Source organism: Tardiphaga sp. vice304, from assembly GCF_007018905.1.
GTDB lineage: Bacteria > Pseudomonadota > Alphaproteobacteria > Rhizobiales > Xanthobacteraceae > Tardiphaga.
Genome location: NZ_CP041402.1, coordinates 5,316,467 through 5,330,960, shown reverse-complemented (window position 1 = coordinate 5,330,960; position 14,494 = coordinate 5,316,467). Strand labels below are relative to the sequence as shown.

The following is a 14,494-nucleotide window of genomic DNA, read 5'->3' as shown; positions in this document are numbered from 1 at the left end:
ATTGCGCTTTTCCAGCCGATTCCGGGGCTGCGGCCTCACGGCATCCTGATTTCCCCGCCGGCGGAAACGCGCTAGGCAGGGCACATGAAGAAAGCTGTTCGACGCGCCGTTGCCCCGCCAATCTCTCGTCTTCGCCGCCGCGGGTTCGGCCGTCGCGGCGCGGCGCGGCTGATCGCCTGGGCCCGGCACGAGCGCCTCGCGACGTGGCTGGTCGCCGGCTTCGCGCTGGCGCATGGCGTGCTGTGGACCGCGATCCTGACCCAGTTGAAGGCCGCGCAGGACGTGCATTTCGACGTCGCCGAGGGCTACGCCTGGGGCCAGAAGCTGCTGCTGGGCTATGGCAAGCATCCGCCGCTGTCGGGCTGGGTCGCGGGGGCCTGGTTCGACGTGTTTCCGCCGACCGACTGGGCGACCTTTGGTCTGGCGATGGCCACGGTCAGCGTCGGCATGATGATCTGCTGGCAGATCGCCTTGCGCGTGGTCGATCGCCGCCGCGCCTTTCTCGTGGTGGTGATGCTGGCGCTCTATCCGATCTTCAATTTCAAGGGCTTCAAATACAATCCCGATCTGCTGCAACTGGTGACGCTGCCGCTGCTGGTGCTGGCCTATCTGGACGCCTTCGACAAGCGAACGTTGCGCTCGGGCATCCTGCTGGGTGCGGCCGGCGCGCTGGCGCTGATGACGAAATACTGGGTGGTGACGATGATCGGCGCGATCGGCCTCGCCGCGCTGATCCATCCGGCGCGGATGCTGTTCCTGCGTTCCCCGGCACCATGGGCGGCGATCGTGACGCTGGCCGCCTTGATGATACCGCATGGCATCTGGCTCAAGCAGGTGAATTTTGCGCCGTTCCTCTATGCCGGCGGGACCTATGCGATCTCCAGCCATCTGCAGAGCGTGCAACTGGTGCTGGGCTATCTCGGCCACAATGGCGCGCTGCTGGCACTTCCGCTGGTGCTGGCCGCGCTGGCGCTGGCGTGGAGCCCGCGCCGCTGGAAGCTGCCGTGGCAGGATCCCCGCGCGTTCCTGGCCGAGCCGTGGTCGATGCGTGACAATCAGGGCGTCCGGCGCGATCAGGCGCTGAACATCTGGCTGATCCAGGGCATCGTCGCGGTCGGGCCGCCGCTCGGCGCGCTGGCATTCAACGTCTATCTGAAGACCGACTGGGGCATTTCGCTGTTTTTCCTGGTGCCGCTGGCCGTGGTCGCGATCCCCTCGCTGCGGGTGCCGGGGGCTGCCGTGGTGCGACTCGCCGCGATCTGGCTGGTGCTGACGCTGTTGACCCTGGTGCTGGCGCCGCAGATCGCCATCGCCACGCTGCCGCACGATGCCGAGGGCCGCTTCACCCACATCTCGTATTCGCAGCTCTCCCGCCAGCTCACCGAGATCTGGCACGCGCGCTTCCATTCGCCGTGGAAGGTGGCCGCCGGCTACACCGACGTCGGCGAGCAGATGACCTTCTACAGCCCCGACCATCCGATGCCGCTGACGCCCTACGAGCCGTGGCCGTCCGGCCTGACGTCGCTGGAAGAGGCCAAGCGCGAGGGCTTCATCGGCATCTGCCAGATCGACGACTGGAAGCAGGCGATGTGCGACCAATGGATGAGGGAAAACGCCGCGAACGGCGAGAGGATCGTGGTCTCGACGCGGCATTTCTTCAAGGGCCAGGCCAGTGCCGCGACGAAGTGGAACGTGGTGATCGTGCCGCCGGGAAGGTAGGTCCCTTTTTCTTCCTTCTCCCCTTGTGGGAGAAGGTGGCACGGCCGAAGGCCGTGACGGATGAGGGGGATTGAACAAGCCCGGAGATTGTGGCGACCCCTCACCCGGCCGCGCTGGCGCGCGTCCACCCTCTCCCACCTAGCGAAGCTTCGCTTCGCGCGGGGGAGAGGGAAGCAAGAAATTCTATTCTTCGCCGAACTTGTTGCCGACCAGTTCCGTGATGGCGTCGAGGGCGGCTTGCGCTTCGGCGCCCTTGGCGGACACCAGGATGGTGGTTCCGGGCCCGGCGGACAGCATCATCAGGCCCATGATCGAGGTGCCGCCGACCTCTTCGCCATTGCGGGTCACGGTGACCTCGGCATTGAAGCGCTCGACCATCTGCACGAATTTGGCGGAGGCCCGCGCATGCAGGCCACGCTTGTTGATAATGGGGATTTCGCGGGACACGCCGCCGGCTGACGACGCTGCATCGGGCGCGGTCTCGCCGCCGTTCGAACTTGCCTGGTCGGTCCCGTCGGTCATTTGCCGGCCAGAACCCGGCTGGCGATGGTGACGTATTTACGGCCGGCCTCCTGTGCCGCGGCAATCGCCTCCGGCAGGGGCATGTCGGCGCGCACCTTGGCGAGTTTGACCAGCATCGGCAGGTTGATACCGGCCAGCACTTCGACCTTCGGCCGGCTCATGCAGGAGATCGCCAGGTTCGACGGGGTGCCGCCGAACATATCCGTCAGGATAGCGACCCCGGCGCCGCTATCGACGCGGGCGACCGCATCGATAATGTCGCTGCGACATAAATCGGAATCATCCTCTGCGCCGATGGTGACGGCTTCGATTTGCTTCTGTGGACCCATCACGTGCTCAAGCGCCGCCTTGAACTCGTCGGCAAGGCGCCCGTGGGTCACAAGTACTAGACCAATCATAGGAAACTCCTCGTGGGCGCTGCTTGGTGCGCCGCACGAAAGGGCCACTTTGACCATCCAGAGCCCGCTTGCAAGGGGACTCTTCGCAATTCTCCCTTAAAATACCATCTATCGGAAGCGGTTGCGGGTCTAGTCGGTGGCGATAGTGGGACTAATATGGTTACCAATTCCCTTTGAGCAATCGTCCTGGACCTGCTGGGATGTCGCACCCTCGGTCGTGGTCAGGGCGGCCATGACCAGCAGCAGCGCCGAATAGCCGGCCCCGACGGGAATTCTCGGCAGTTCGACGCCGTCGATGACGGTCCGCAGCGCGGAAGGTTCCGGCAACCGTGCGGCGTCCGGGGCATCGAGATCGACCACCCATCCGACAATGGCGCTCGCCGCGTGATCGAGCCGGCGGAGGCCGAGGCCGCGCACCTCGATCAGCCCGGCCAGTTGGGTTGCCGGGCGCACCCACAGCCGGCCCTCTCGCGCCTCGAGGTGGACCCGGTCATCGCCGACCAGTAACGCGGCGTCGAGCGGCCCGGCCTGTCCGGCCCAGATCAGCTCCAGCACCAGCCGCGACTTGCCGGCGCCGGAGGGACCGCGGACCAGCACGGCGCGGTCGCCGATCAGCACGGCCGAGGCATGGACCGTGGGGCTCGACGCGCTCATGTCGCCGGCAACCGGACGACGAAGCGGGCGCCGTGGACCTCGATCTGGCCGTCGGCATCGACCGGGCCAATCCGGTTCTCCGCCCAGATTTTTCCGCGGTGTGCCTCGACGATCTGTTTGGAGATCGACAGACCGAGCCCGGAATTCTGGCCGAAACCCTGGTGCGGCCGGTCGGTGTAAAAGCGTTCGAAGATCCGCTCCAGCGCATCGGGCTCGATGCCCGGGCCGTCATCATCGACCAGGATCTCGATGTCGGCCTTGAGCCGCCGGCACACGATCCGGACCTTGCTGCCAGGCGTCGAGAACGACTGCGCATTGGTGACGAGGTTGGTAATGACCTGAAACAGCCGCGAATCATGGCCGGGCACCGAAAACGTATCGGAGGCCGCACCCTCGAAGCGCAATTCGACGCCGACGTCGTGGCCGAGCTTGGTCTCGTTGGCGACGCCGGTCAGCGTCGTCAGAAGCCGCCGCACATCCACCGGGGCGACGTCGTTGCGCTGCAGTTCAGCGTCGAGCCGGCTGGCATCCGAAATATCGGAGATCAGCCGGTCGAGCCGCCTGACGTCGTGTTCGATCACCGCCAGCAGCCGGCCGCGGCTGTTCTCGTTTTTGGCCAGCGGCAGCGTCTCCACCGCGGAGCGCAGCGAGGTCAGCGGGTTCTTCAACTCGTGCGAGACGTCGGCGGCGAAGGTCTCGATCGCCTCGATGCGGTTGTACAGCGCGTCGGTCATGTCGCGCAGCGCGCCGGAGAGGTGGCCGATCTCATCGCGGCGGTCGGTGAAGTCGGGGATTTCGACGCGGTGGCGGATGCGGCGGCGGACGCGCTCGGCCGAGTCGGCGAGGCGGCGAACCGGGCCGGCAATGGTGGACGCCAGCAGCAGCGACAGCACGATCATCACCACGGCGGCCACCGCGAACACTTTCAGGATCGCGAGGCGCTCGGCGGTGACCATCTGGTCGATATCGTCGCCCTGGGTCGACAGCATCAGCGCGCCCCGCACCGCGCGAAACCGCTGCACCGGGACGGCCACCGAGACGATCACCTCGCCGCGTTCGTTGATCCGAACCATGCTGCTTTTCACGCCGTCGAGCGACTGCGTCACTTCCTGATAGCCGTTGCCGTTCTCCGGGCCGAGTTCGCGGTACAAAGGCAGGTCGCCGCGGTTCAGCCAGGTCCGCACCCCGATCATGGCGCGCTCGGCGAAGCCGGGTTTTTCGCTATTGGGGGGCGGCAGTTCGAAACGCATCACGTCGCCGCGCGCGAACTGGCTGCGGCTGTCGAGGATCAGGACGCCGTCGCGGTCATAGATGCGCGCCCGGGTCTTGGTCGGCGAAATCAACTGGCGCAACACGGGGGCGACGCGTTCCGGGTTGATCGGGAAGTCCAGCCCGGAAAACTCATCCGGCGCGCCATAGGTCTCGCCGGGCTTGAGGTCGAGCAGCCGGTCGGGATCGATGGTGATGGTGTTGGTCTCGACCGTCGCCGAGGCCGCGATCGCGCCGGCGATGATCTCGGCCTGGACCAGCAGGCTCTGCGCGCGGGCATCGATCAGGCCGGCGCGGAACTGCGACAGATAGAGAATACTGGTCACGAGGGCGACCAGGCCGAGCAGATTCAGCGACACGATGCGGCGGGTCAGGCTGGAGAAGGTCAGCGCGACGAAGTACTGCCGCAGGCTGCGCAGCCAGTTCAACGGCCGCTGCCAGGCCCGCACGGGGGTTCCGATGTCGGAGTCCGGCTGCGACGGCGCGGGGCCATCGACATCCGGGTTGCCATCGGGCTGCGTTCGATCCAGCAAAACCAAGCCTGCCTGTTTGTGTGCACGACGCCGCGCCGCCCGCGCGAGCAGGCGCAATCTACGCCACGGCGGCGGGGCCGTCAGGCCCCATCCGCGGCTGCGCGCCGGTCCGATCAGGTTTCCTTGAAGCGGTAGCCGACACCGTACAGGGTCTCGATCATCTCGAAGTCGTCGTCGACCACCTTGAACTTCTTGCGAAGCCGCTTGATGTGGCTGTCGATGGTGCGGTCATCGACATAGACCTGGTCGTCATAGGCGGCGTCCATCAGGGCGTTGCGGCTCTTGACCACGCCGGGACGGGTCGCCAGCGCCTGCAGGATCAGGAATTCGGTGACGGTCAGGGTGACCGGCTCGTTCTTCCAGGTGCAGGTATGGCGTTCCGGGTCCATCCGCAGCAACCCGCGGTCGAGCGCCTTAGCGTCGGTTTCCTTCGGCGGGGCGGCTGGATCCTTCGGGGCGGCGCGGCGCAGCACCGCCTTGACGCGCTCGACCAGCAGGCGCTGCGAGAACGGTTTGCGGATGAAATCGTCGGCACCCATCTTGAGGCCGAACAATTCGTCGATCTCCTCGTCCTTCGAGGTCAGGAAGATCACCGGCAGATCCGACTTCTGGCGCAGCCGGCGCAGTGTCTCCATACCGTCCATGCGCGGCATCTTAATGTCGAGGATCGCCAGATCGGGCGGGCTGGTGCGGAAGCCGTCGAGGGCCGACGCGCCATCCGTATAGGTCATGATGCGGTAGCCCTCGGCCTCCAGCGCGATCGACACGGATGTGAGAATGTTGCGGTCGTCGTCGACCAGAGCGATTGTGGGCATGAGCCTGCTTTCCGAAGCGGGAGTGACGGAGGCGAAGATTCGACGATCCGTCGAGAGAGGTGGCCTTAAGAACACAGTCAACGAGCAATGCAAGCTGGGCTGAAATGTGGCCGAGTTCCATTGAACGTATGAGCTGGGGATGGGTTCCATTTCCCTATAGCCACTCCGTGGGCCGAGAAAAAGGCAGTTAGTGCAATGAAATTCTGGATTTAGCCGATGCAGCCGACCCCCGGTTTCGACCCCGCGGCACTGGCCCGGTCGCTGTTGCGACGCAGCCGGCAGGGCGCGCTGGCGACGCTACGGCCACCGAAAGGTGATCCGTATTGTTCGCTGGTGAACGTCGCCAGCGCCGCCGACGGCGCGCCGATCCTGCTGATCTCGCGTCTTGCAGTGCACACGACAAACCTGTTGGCGGACCCCAGGGTGTCCCTGATGCTCGACGAGCGCGCGCCCGGCGATCCCCTGCAGGGCGCACGCATCATGCTGGCCGGCACGGCGCAGCAGGCCGAAGGCGACGCGGCGCTGGCGCTGCGGCAGCGGTATCTCGCGGTGCACCCGTCGGCGGAGATGTTCGTCGACTTCAAGGACTTTTCGTTCTTCAGGATTGTGCCCAGCGGCGCGCATCTGGTCGCCGGCTTCGGCCGGATCCACGATCTTTCGCCCGACGAGTTTCTGACCGACCTGACCGGCGCCGCGGCGATGCTGGAGGCGGAGCAGGGCGCCGTGGCGCATATGAACGCTGACCACCGCGATGCGCTTGGCCTCTATGCCACCCGATTGCTGGGAGCGGCGCCGGGCGACTGGTCGTGCACCGGCTGCGATCCCGACGGACTCGATCTGCAAGGCGGTGCCATGGTGCAGCGGCTGAACTTCCCGCGACGGATCGACACGCCTGCCGCCTTGCGCGCGGTGCTGCGCGAACTGGCGGAACAGGCGCGGGCGATCCCGGATTGAGCGACATCAAGGCGGGCCACCCGAAAAACCAAATATGACCGTTCCGTCTTGTTTCCCCCCACGCTGCCCACTATTAGGTCGCCCGACCGTGACCAGACGGTCTATATTGAAGCCTACCGCGGCTGACGGTGCCTGGTGACAGGCGACCGGTGGTGACCGCGGACTCAAGGAGGATACTTCGTGAAAGAAACGGGCGTACGCAACGCGGCCTATGGTGCCGACAAATTCGGACTGACCAACCTCAAGGCCGTGAACTGGAATTTCGGCGCCCCTCAACTCTATGAGCACGCGCTGCGGGTCGGTGAGGCCGAACTCTCCGCCGATGGCGCGCTCTGCGCCGACACCGGCGTCTTCACCGGCCGCAGTCCGAAGGACAAGTACACCGTCAAGGATGCTTCCACCGAGAACATGTGGTGGGCCGGCAACCAGGCGATCACGCCCGAGCAGTTCGAGGCGCTCTACGTCGACTTCAAGAAGCACGCCGAAGGCATGGAGCTGTTCGCGCAGGACCTCTATGGCGGCGCCGACCCGACCTTCCAGATCAAGACCCGCGTCTTCACCGAGCTGGCCTGGCATTCGCTGTTCATCCGCACGCTGCTGATCCGCCCCGAAGCCGCCGCGCTGGCGGACTTCGTGCCGGAACTCACCATCATCGACCTGCCGAGCTTCCGCGCCGATCCGAAACGCCACGGCGTCCGCTCGGAGAACGTCGTGGCCATCGATTTCGCCCGCAAGATCGTCCTGATCGGCGGGTCTTATTATGCCGGCGAGATGAAGAAGAGCGTGTTCACCACGCTGAACTATTATCTGCCCGCGAAGGGCGTGATGCCGATGCACTGCTCGGCCAATGTCGGCCCGGGCGGCGACAGCGCGATCTTCTTCGGCCTGTCCGGCACCGGCAAGACCACGCTGTCCGCCGACCCCAAGCGCACGCTGCTCGGCGATGACGAGCACGGCTGGGGTTCTGACGGCATCTTCAACTTCGAGGGTGGCTGCTACGCCAAGACCATCAAGCTGTCGGAAGAGGCCGAGCCCGCGATCTATGCGGCCTCCAAGCGGTTCGGCGCCGTGCTGGAGAACGTCATTCTCGACAAGCACACCCGCGTGCCGGATTTCGACGATGGCTCGAAGACCGAGAACACCCGCTCGGCCTATCCGCTCGAGTTCATCCCCAACGCCTCTCGCACCGGCCGCGCGCCGCAGCCGAAGAACGTGGTGATGCTCGCCGCTGACGCATTCGGCGTGCTGCCGCCGATCGCCAAGCTGACCCCGGCGCAGGCGATGTATCACTTCCTGTCTGGCTACACCGCCAAGGTGGCGGGCACCGAGCGCGGTCTCGGCAACGATCCCGAGCCGGAATTCTCGACCTGCTTCGGCTCGCCGTTCCTGCCGCTCGATCCCTCCGTCTACGGCAACATGCTGCGCGACCTGATCGCGAAGCACAATGTCGATTGCTGGCTGGTCAACACCGGCTGGACCGGCGGCAAATACGGCACGGGCTCGCGGATGCCGATCAAGGTGACGCGCGCGCTCTTGACGGCGGCGCTCGACGGCTCCTTGCGCAACGTCGAATTCCGCACCGACAAGTACTTCGGTTTCGCGGTACCGACCGCGCTGCCCGGCGTACCCTCCGAGATCCTCGACCCGGTCAACACTTGGGCCGACAAGGCCGAGTTCGACGCCACCGCGCGAAAACTGGTCGGCATGTTCCAGAAGAACTTCGCCAAGTTCGAAGCGCAGGTCGATGCGGATGTGCTGGCCGCAGCACCGGATCTGAAGCTCGCGGCGGAGTAGTTTTCGCCGCTATCGTCACGATTGAAAAGGCGGCTCATCGAGCCGCCTTTTTGTTGATGCCACTCACATGAATTGCAGCGCGCCGCGGATGCAGACGTAGCCGCCGGTGACGATCACCACGCCGGCGAAGACGGAGCGCAACACGCGGTCATGCGCGCCGATCAGTCGGCCGGCCGCAATGCCGGCGAAGCCGCCGAGCAGGCCGCCGGCGATGAAGATCGCCGCCAGTCTCCAGTCGGTCAGGCCGGAGAACGAATAGCTCGCGGCGGTCGAGGCGCCGAAAGCGACGACGGCCACCAGCGAGGTGCCGATCGCCGCATTCATCGGCATGCCGGTCGCCAGCATCAGGCCCGGCACGATCAGGAAGCCGCCGCCGATCCCGAAGAAGCCCGACAGAATGCCGACGGCAAAGCCGATGCCGACCAGCATCGGCAGCAGTTTTCGCGCGGTGGCCTTGGTGAGGCGGATGGCAGCATCGCCGCCGCCGCCGCGCCGGTGCAGCATCAAGGCGCCGATCGCGATCATCAACAGGCCGAACAGCACCAGCAGCTTCTGGCCGTCCACCTGCTTGGCGACGGCAGAGCCGGCGAAGGCGCCGACGATGCCGGCCAGCGAGAACACGATGGCGCAGGGCCAGCGGACATTGCCGGCGCGCCAGTGCGACAGCATGTTGGCGAAGGCGCTGACCGCCACCGCAACCGCGCTGGTGCCGATCGCGACATGCGGCGAGGCGACGCCGACCCCGTAGACCAGCAGCGGCACGGCGAGGATCGAGCCGCCGCCGCCGACCACGGCCAGCACGAAACCGACCAGCCCGCCGGACAACAGCGTCGCGATGTCAGCGGCAGTCATCAGCATCGTGAGACCTCGTTCAGCCGTGCGCCGGCGTGGCGCGGCGATTCCACGGTGCCAGCGCCAGCACCTTCGCCATCATGCAGGTGCCGGAGACGCCGGCGAAGACCAGCCCGGCGCCGACGAAACCCGACAGCGCGTAGAAGCCGGGATGCAGCAATGCGCCGAGCACGGCGCCGGTCACGACCATTGAACCGGCGACGATCTGCACCTGCCGCATCATTTCGATCGGCTGTTTCTTGTCCTCGACGACCGGCAGGCCGGCGCTCTTCCAGGCCTCGATGCCGCCTTCGAGGATGAAGGCCTCGCAGTCTGTCGATGACGCCAGGCGCTCGACATTGGCCGCGGTCCGGCCGCCGGACTTGCAGTGGAAGATCACGGCCGGCGCGTCGGCGCCCGGATCGATGGCGCCGAGCTTCGACAGCGGCTCATGGCGAGCCTGCGCGATGCGGCTGCGCGCGTGTTCGTCGGCCTCGCGGATATCCACGAGCACGGCGCCGCTGGCAACCATCTGCCGGGCCTTTTCGGGGGAAATGTGGGGAAGGGTCATGCTGAACTCCTGGGTTAAACGGGTTGGGTGCGGCAGAACAGGCGATGCAGTTCGGCCATCAATTGCTCGATGCGAGGGTCGGCGATCCGGTACCAGAGGGTCTGGCTGTCGCGGCGGAAAGTCACGATGTTCTCGTCGCGCATTTTCGCGAGGTGCTGCGACAGCGCCGACTGGCTGAGGCCGACGGCCTCGACCAGCGCGCCGACCGTCATCTCGCCGGATTCCACCAGCTTGCACAGGATCATCAGCCGCCGCTCGTTGCCGAGCGCGCGCAAGGTGTTGGCCACCTCAAGGGCGTTGGCGGCGAAGTCGTTAATGTCGAGCGAAGGGCTGGCCGTCATGGTGATCTCATCTATTAGCTATTGCTTATTTAGAATAAGCTAATATAAATGTCAACAGCAATCGACACAGGAGTTCGAGACATGACGTCATCCAAATCCCCGAGCCCGGTCATCAGGGCGTTTTTTGACGAGCCGACCAACACCATCAGCTATCTGGTCAGCGATCCCGTGACGCGGCGTGCGGCCGTGATCGATCCGGTGCTCGACTACGACCACCGCGACGGCAGCGTCGATGTGCGCTCCGTCGAGGCGATGCTCAAGGCGGCGGCCGACGACGGCCTGACCATCGAATGGGCGCTGGAGACCCACGCCCATGCCGACCATCTGTCCGGCGCGCCCTACATCAAGGCGAAGACCGGCGCGAAGATCGGAATCGGCGAGCACATCAAGGACGTGCAGAAGATCTTCCGCCCGGTGTTCAACGCCCAGGATTTGCGCACCGATGGCAGCGACTTCGACCATCTGTTCGTCGATGGCGAAACGTTCCGGATCGGTGATCTGACGGTGGAGGCGCTGTACACGCCCGGCCATACGCCGGCCGACCTGTCCTACAAGATCGGCGATGCGGTGTTCGTCGGTGATACGCTGTTCATGCCGGATTACGGCACGGCGCGCGCGGATTTCCCGGGCGGCGATGCGAACCAGCTCTATCGCTCGATCCATCGGCTGCTGGCGCTGCCACCGGAAACCCGATTGTTCATGTGCCACGACTACAAGGCGCCGGGACGCGACGATTATGCCTGGGAAACTACCGTGCAGGCGCAGCGCGACGGCAATGTCCACGTCAAGGCGGGCGTGACCGAAGACCAGTTCGTCGCGATGCGGACAGCGCGCGATGCCACGCTGTCGGCACCGACCCTGTTGCTGCCGTCGATCCAGGTCAACATGCGTGCCGGGCATTTCCCGAAGGCACAGCAGAACGGCGTGCATTATCTGATGCTGCCGGTCCACGCCAAACCGGGCGCCGAAGCGGGGATCGCCTGACGGCGCGCGCCGCCACAACACATCGATAGCATCGGCGTTTACTGAGTCGTCCGGTCAAGCCGGGCGACGACAGCGGAGTGTGGGCAGACGGCCGCATTTCGCCAGCGGCGGACGCCCGGTTACACCTGCTTCCGCCGAATCTGCTAGCAGTGGCGCATGACATCTGCGCCTTCCGCGTCCGAATCGCCCGTGTTGAAACCCCGTGCCAGCTGGCGCGAGAGCATGGCGGTGTATTTGCAGCCGCGCGTGCTGATCGTGCTGCTGCTCGGCTTTTCCTCCGGGCTGCCGTTGGCGCTGTCGGGCTCGACGCTGCTGGTGTGGATGCGCGAGTCCGGCGTCGACCTCGGCACCATCGGACTGTTCGCGCTGGTAGGCACGCCCTACACGCTGAAATTCCTTTGGGCGCCGCTGGTCGATGCGCTGCAGGTGCCGCTGTTCACCCGCCGCTTCGGACGCAGGCGGGGCTGGCTGGTGTTCTCGCAATTGCTGCTGATCGCCGCGATCCTGCTGCTGGCGCTGACGGACCCTGCGAAGTCGCCGCTGTTCGTGGCGCTCGGCGCGCTGCTGGTGGCGGCGATGTCGGCGACGCAGGACATCGTGGTCGATGCGTTTCGCGTCGAAAGCCTGCCGGAGAGCGAACAGGCCGCCGGCATGGCGTCCTATGTGGCGGCGTACCGGATCGGCATGCTGGTCTCCACCGCCGGCGTGCTGTTCCTGGTCAGCGGATTCGAGAGCGCCGGGCTGGCGCGCTCCACCGCCTGGATGTGGGGCTATGTGGCGATGGCGGCGATGGTGCTGCTCGGCACCATCACCGCGCTGGCCGCCACCGAGCCGGAGGCGTCGGCCGTTGCCGAAGCGGCAACGCGCGGCGAGAGCGCGTTTGCGCGCGTGCTGAAGGCGGCGGTTGGCGCGTTCTCGGAGTTTCTGGGACGCAAGGATGCCTCGGCGGCTTTGGCTTTCGTCGTGCTGTTCAAGCTGACCGATGCATTTTCCGGCACCATGACGGCGCCGTTCGTGATCGATATCGGCTTCACCCGCAACGACTATGCCGCGATCGTCAAGGGCGTCGGCCTCGCTGCGACCCTGATCGGCGGCTTTGCCGGCGGCTTTGTCGCGCGGCGCTATTCGCTGGCGGCGAGCCTGTGGATCGGCGCGGTGCTGCAGGCGCTGTCGAACCTCGCTTTTGCGTGGCTGGCTCTGGTCGGCGTCAACCAGTGGGCATTGGCGCTGGCGATCACGGTAGAGAATTTTACGGGTGCGATCGGCACGGTGATCTTCGTCGCCTATCTCTCGGCGCTCTGCAAAAACCCGCTGCACACCGCCACGCAATACGCGCTTCTCACAGCACTGGCCGCGGTCGGGCGCACCTACCTCTCGGCCGGCGCCGGCTATGTCGCGCAGGCGACGGGCTGGCCGGTGTTCTTCGTCATCAGCATGGCGGTGGCGCTGCCCAGTCTCGTGCTGCTGCTGTGGCTGCAGCGGCGTGGACATTTCGAGGCGCTGGGACCGGTGCGGATTTAGCGTCGGAAATTTTGCGTGAGGTTACAAAGCTCAGGCGGTGCGACACCTCTCCCCGCCGGGGAGAGGTCGACCGGCGAAGCCGGGCGGGTGAGGGGGGGGGGCCGTCGATGGTGCCGCCCCCTCACCCGGCGCTACGCGCCGACCTCTCCCCAACGGGGAGAGGTGACCCAACACCGCTGCCGATGCCTGACTTGCTAGTTCGGCGTCGACACCACGCTCCACTTCGTCACCAGCGCTTCGCTCATCTGCCCGGCCTGTTCGGCGCAGGCGACCTCGGTGACTTTCAGCGACACGTCCTTGTTGAGCAGCTTTTGCAACTGTTTGGTCTGCGCGTCGTTGGCCGCGACGATCTCGAAGGTTTCCGGACCGGTCTCGAGATTGCACAGGCCGGCCGGGGCGGGCAGCCGGCGTGGCTCGCTGACCAGCTGGAAGCTGTTGGCGCGCTTGCCCTTCGCGGCGCGGACGCGCAGCGCGCTGAGCTTGCCGCTCAGCACGTCGCCGAGTTGCATCGGCTTTGGCACCACCGGCGCTGCCGGGGCGGGCGCAGGCGCCGGCGTCTGCGCGTGGGCCGCGCCGGCGAAGGACAGCGCCAGCACCAGGCTGCCGAACAGATTCAGAATAGAGGACCGTGTCATTCAGTTTCTTCCAGTGTCTAGAACAGCGTCCGCTGCTTCATCGCAGCCGACAGCGTGCCTTCGTCGAGATAATCAAGTTCGCCGCCGACCGGCACGCCATGCGCCAGCCGGGTGATTTTGACGCCGGCCTCCGTCAGGAGGTCGGTGATGTAATGTGCTGTGGTCTGGCCATCGACCGTGGCATTCAGCGCCAGGATGATTTCCGTCACCATGGGGTCATGGCTGCGCGCGACCAGCGCATCGATGGTCAGATCGTCGGGACCCACGCCATCCAGCGGCGACAATGTGGCGCCGAGAACGTGATAGCGTCCGGTTGTGGCATTTGCGCGTTCGAGCGCCCACAAATCCGAAACATCGGCGACCACCACGATGGTCGCGGGGTCGCGGCGCGGATCGGTGCAGATCGTGCACGGATTCTGCGTATCGATGTTGCCGCAGCTTTTGCAGACCTGGATTTTATCGATCGCCACCTGCAGCGCGCCGGCGAGCGGCGCCATCAACGCCTCGCGCTTCTTGATCAGGTGCAAGGCCGCGCGCCGCGCCGAGCGCGGGCCAAGCCCCGGCAAGCGCGCCAGGAGCTGGATCAGCCTTTCGATTTCCGGTCCGGCGACGCCAGCGGCCATCTCAGGTGAGGCCCAGCCCCGGCGGCAGGCCCATGCCACCGGTCAGCGACTGCATCTTCTCCGCCATGGCGGCCTCGGCCTTGCGGCGGGCATCATTGAGCGCGGTGACCAGCAGGTCTTCGAGAATCTCGATCTCGTCGGCCTTGACCAGCGACGGGTCGATCTTGACGTTCTTGACTTCCATCTTCGCCGTCATGCGGACCGTGACGAGGCCGCCGCCGGACAGGCCCTCGACCTCGACGTGCTCGAGCTCGTCCTGCATCGCCTTCATCTTCGACTGCAGCTGCGCTGCCTGCTTCATCATGCCGAGAAAATCAGCCATGGGCGTAT

General features: G+C 65.9%; 16 protein-coding genes. 5 read left to right on the top strand and 11 right to left on the bottom strand.

Annotated features, from left to right (window positions below; all coding sequences use genetic code 11):
* Positions 1–84: 84 nt before the first annotated feature.
* The gene (locus FNL56_RS25440) at positions 85–1,719 is read left to right on the top strand and encodes a glycosyltransferase family 39 protein (RefSeq protein WP_143582447.1); all 1,635 of its coding nucleotides are present in this window, start codon (positions 85–87) and stop codon (positions 1,717–1,719) included.
* Between the two features lie 183 nt (positions 1,720–1,902).
* Here the strand turns inward: FNL56_RS25440 and FNL56_RS25435 are convergent, their stop codons facing one another.
* From FNL56_RS25435 to FNL56_RS25415, 5 genes are all read right to left on the bottom strand, one after another.
* Complete coding sequence (locus FNL56_RS25435; protein WP_143575607.1) at positions 1,903–2,241, bottom strand: HPr family phosphocarrier protein; 339 nt, start codon at positions 2,239–2,241, stop codon at positions 1,903–1,905.
* Entirely contained in the window at positions 2,238–2,639 is a 402-nt protein-coding gene (locus FNL56_RS25430) for a PTS sugar transporter subunit IIA (protein WP_143576368.1), read from the bottom strand. Before FNL56_RS25430 ends, FNL56_RS25435 begins: the two co-directional genes overlap by 4 nt.
* Before the next feature lie 129 nt (positions 2,640–2,768).
* Positions 2,769–3,293 carry an HPr kinase/phosphorylase gene (locus FNL56_RS25425; RefSeq protein WP_143575606.1) on the bottom strand — a complete coding sequence of 175 codons (525 nt, stop codon included), beginning with the start codon at positions 3,291–3,293 and terminating at the stop codon, positions 2,769–2,771.
* Positions 3,290–5,095 carry a sensor histidine kinase gene (locus FNL56_RS25420; RefSeq protein ID WP_143575605.1) on the bottom strand — a complete coding sequence of 602 codons (1,806 nt, stop codon included), beginning with the start codon at positions 5,093–5,095 and terminating at the stop codon, positions 3,290–3,292. Before FNL56_RS25420 ends, FNL56_RS25425 begins: the two co-directional genes overlap by 4 nt.
* 113 nt (positions 5,096–5,208) lie before the next feature.
* Positions 5,209–5,910, bottom strand: coding sequence for a response regulator transcription factor (locus tag FNL56_RS25415; RefSeq protein ID WP_143575604.1), 702 nt, complete (start codon positions 5,908–5,910; stop codon positions 5,209–5,211).
* 216 nt (positions 5,911–6,126) lie between these two features.
* Here FNL56_RS25415 and FNL56_RS25410 point away from each other — a divergent pair, with 216 nt between their 5' ends.
* Together FNL56_RS25410 and FNL56_RS25405 are read left to right on the top strand one after the other, a co-directional pair.
* On the top strand, positions 6,127–6,864 hold the full coding sequence (locus FNL56_RS25410) for a HugZ family pyridoxamine 5'-phosphate oxidase (RefSeq protein WP_143575603.1): 738 nt from the start codon (positions 6,127–6,129) through the stop codon (positions 6,862–6,864).
* A gap of 180 nt (positions 6,865–7,044) precedes the next feature.
* Positions 7,045–8,658 carry a phosphoenolpyruvate carboxykinase gene (locus tag FNL56_RS25405; protein ID WP_143575602.1) on the top strand — a complete coding sequence of 538 codons (1,614 nt, stop codon included), beginning with the start codon at positions 7,045–7,047 and terminating at the stop codon, positions 8,656–8,658.
* A gap of 63 nt (positions 8,659–8,721) precedes the next feature.
* Here FNL56_RS25405 and FNL56_RS25400 read toward each other — a convergent pair whose 3' ends face one another.
* Genes FNL56_RS25400 through FNL56_RS25390 form a run of 3 tightly spaced genes read right to left on the bottom strand, consistent with a single transcriptional unit; the run spans position 8,722 to position 10,401 of the window.
* On the bottom strand, positions 8,722–9,516 hold the full coding sequence (locus tag FNL56_RS25400) for a sulfite exporter TauE/SafE family protein (RefSeq protein WP_143575601.1): 795 nt from the start codon (positions 9,514–9,516) through the stop codon (positions 8,722–8,724).
* 13 nt (positions 9,517–9,529) lie between these two features.
* A complete protein-coding gene (locus tag FNL56_RS25395; protein WP_143575600.1) occupies positions 9,530–10,060 on the bottom strand; it encodes a rhodanese family protein in 531 nt (176 codons plus the stop codon).
* Positions 10,061–10,074: 14 nt separating this feature from the next.
* Positions 10,075–10,401 carry an ArsR/SmtB family transcription factor gene (locus FNL56_RS25390; RefSeq protein WP_143575599.1) on the bottom strand — a complete coding sequence of 109 codons (327 nt, stop codon included), beginning with the start codon at positions 10,399–10,401 and terminating at the stop codon, positions 10,075–10,077.
* Positions 10,402–10,482: 81 nt separating this feature from the next.
* Here FNL56_RS25390 and FNL56_RS25385 point away from each other — a divergent pair, with 81 nt between their 5' ends.
* Both FNL56_RS25385 and FNL56_RS25380 read left to right on the top strand, forming a co-directional pair.
* Entirely contained in the window at positions 10,483–11,385 is a 903-nt protein-coding gene (locus FNL56_RS25385) for an MBL fold metallo-hydrolase (protein ID WP_143575598.1), read from the top strand.
* A gap of 156 nt (positions 11,386–11,541) precedes the next feature.
* Positions 11,542–12,906, top strand: a complete 1,365-nt coding sequence (locus tag FNL56_RS25380; RefSeq protein ID WP_143575597.1) for an AmpG family muropeptide MFS transporter — start codon at positions 11,542–11,544, stop codon at positions 12,904–12,906.
* Positions 12,907–13,100: 194 nt separating this feature from the next.
* On the opposite strand, the gene FNL56_RS25370 is transcribed toward FNL56_RS25380, so the two are convergent.
* Genes FNL56_RS25370 through FNL56_RS25360 form a run of 3 tightly spaced genes read right to left on the bottom strand, consistent with a single transcriptional unit; the run spans position 13,101 to position 14,486 of the window.
* A complete protein-coding gene (locus FNL56_RS25370; RefSeq protein WP_168203025.1) occupies positions 13,101–13,541 on the bottom strand; it encodes a hypothetical protein in 441 nt (146 codons plus the stop codon).
* 17 nt (positions 13,542–13,558) lie between these two features.
* Positions 13,559–14,164: a recombination mediator RecR gene (gene recR / locus FNL56_RS25365; RefSeq protein WP_143575596.1), complete on the bottom strand. Its 606-nt coding sequence runs from the start codon at positions 14,162–14,164 to the stop codon at positions 13,559–13,561.
* 1 nt (position 14,165) lies between these two features.
* Positions 14,166–14,486 (bottom strand): YbaB/EbfC family nucleoid-associated protein, encoded by a 321-nt coding sequence (locus FNL56_RS25360; protein WP_143575595.1) that lies wholly within the window; start codon positions 14,484–14,486, stop codon positions 14,166–14,168.
* Between the last annotated feature and the right edge of the window lie 8 nt (positions 14,487–14,494).

Excerpts from the sequence above, each read along its gene's own strand:
- FNL56_RS25440 (WP_143582447.1), top strand. The coding sequence starts at position 85 with ATGAAGAAAGCTGTTCGACGCGCCGTTGCCCCGCCAATCTCTCGTCTT.
- FNL56_RS25435 (WP_143575607.1), bottom strand. The coding sequence starts at position 2,241 with ATGACCGACGGGACCGACCAGGCAAGTTCGAACGGCGGCGAGACCGCG.
- FNL56_RS25430 (WP_143576368.1), bottom strand. The coding sequence starts at position 2,639 with ATGATTGGTCTAGTACTTGTGACCCACGGGCGCCTTGCCGACGAGTTC.
- FNL56_RS25425 (WP_143575606.1), bottom strand. The coding sequence starts at position 3,293 with ATGAGCGCGTCGAGCCCCACGGTCCATGCCTCGGCCGTGCTGATCGGC.
- FNL56_RS25415 (WP_143575604.1), bottom strand. The coding sequence starts at position 5,910 with ATGCCCACAATCGCTCTGGTCGACGACGACCGCAACATTCTCACATCC.
- FNL56_RS25410 (WP_143575603.1), top strand. The coding sequence starts at position 6,127 with ATGCAGCCGACCCCCGGTTTCGACCCCGCGGCACTGGCCCGGTCGCTG.
- FNL56_RS25400 (WP_143575601.1), bottom strand. The coding sequence starts at position 9,516 with ATGCTGATGACTGCCGCTGACATCGCGACGCTGTTGTCCGGCGGGCTG.
- FNL56_RS25395 (WP_143575600.1), bottom strand. The coding sequence starts at position 10,060 with ATGACCCTTCCCCACATTTCCCCCGAAAAGGCCCGGCAGATGGTTGCC.
- FNL56_RS25390 (WP_143575599.1), bottom strand. The coding sequence starts at position 10,401 with ATGACGGCCAGCCCTTCGCTCGACATTAACGACTTCGCCGCCAACGCC.
- FNL56_RS25385 (WP_143575598.1), top strand. The coding sequence starts at position 10,483 with ATGACGTCATCCAAATCCCCGAGCCCGGTCATCAGGGCGTTTTTTGAC.
- FNL56_RS25380 (WP_143575597.1), top strand. The coding sequence starts at position 11,542 with ATGACATCTGCGCCTTCCGCGTCCGAATCGCCCGTGTTGAAACCCCGT.
- FNL56_RS25370 (WP_168203025.1), bottom strand. The coding sequence starts at position 13,541 with ATGACACGGTCCTCTATTCTGAATCTGTTCGGCAGCCTGGTGCTGGCG.
- recR (WP_143575596.1), bottom strand. The coding sequence starts at position 14,164 with ATGGCCGCTGGCGTCGCCGGACCGGAAATCGAAAGGCTGATCCAGCTC.
- FNL56_RS25360 (WP_143575595.1), bottom strand. The coding sequence starts at position 14,486 with ATGGCTGATTTTCTCGGCATGATGAAGCAGGCAGCGCAGCTGCAGTCG.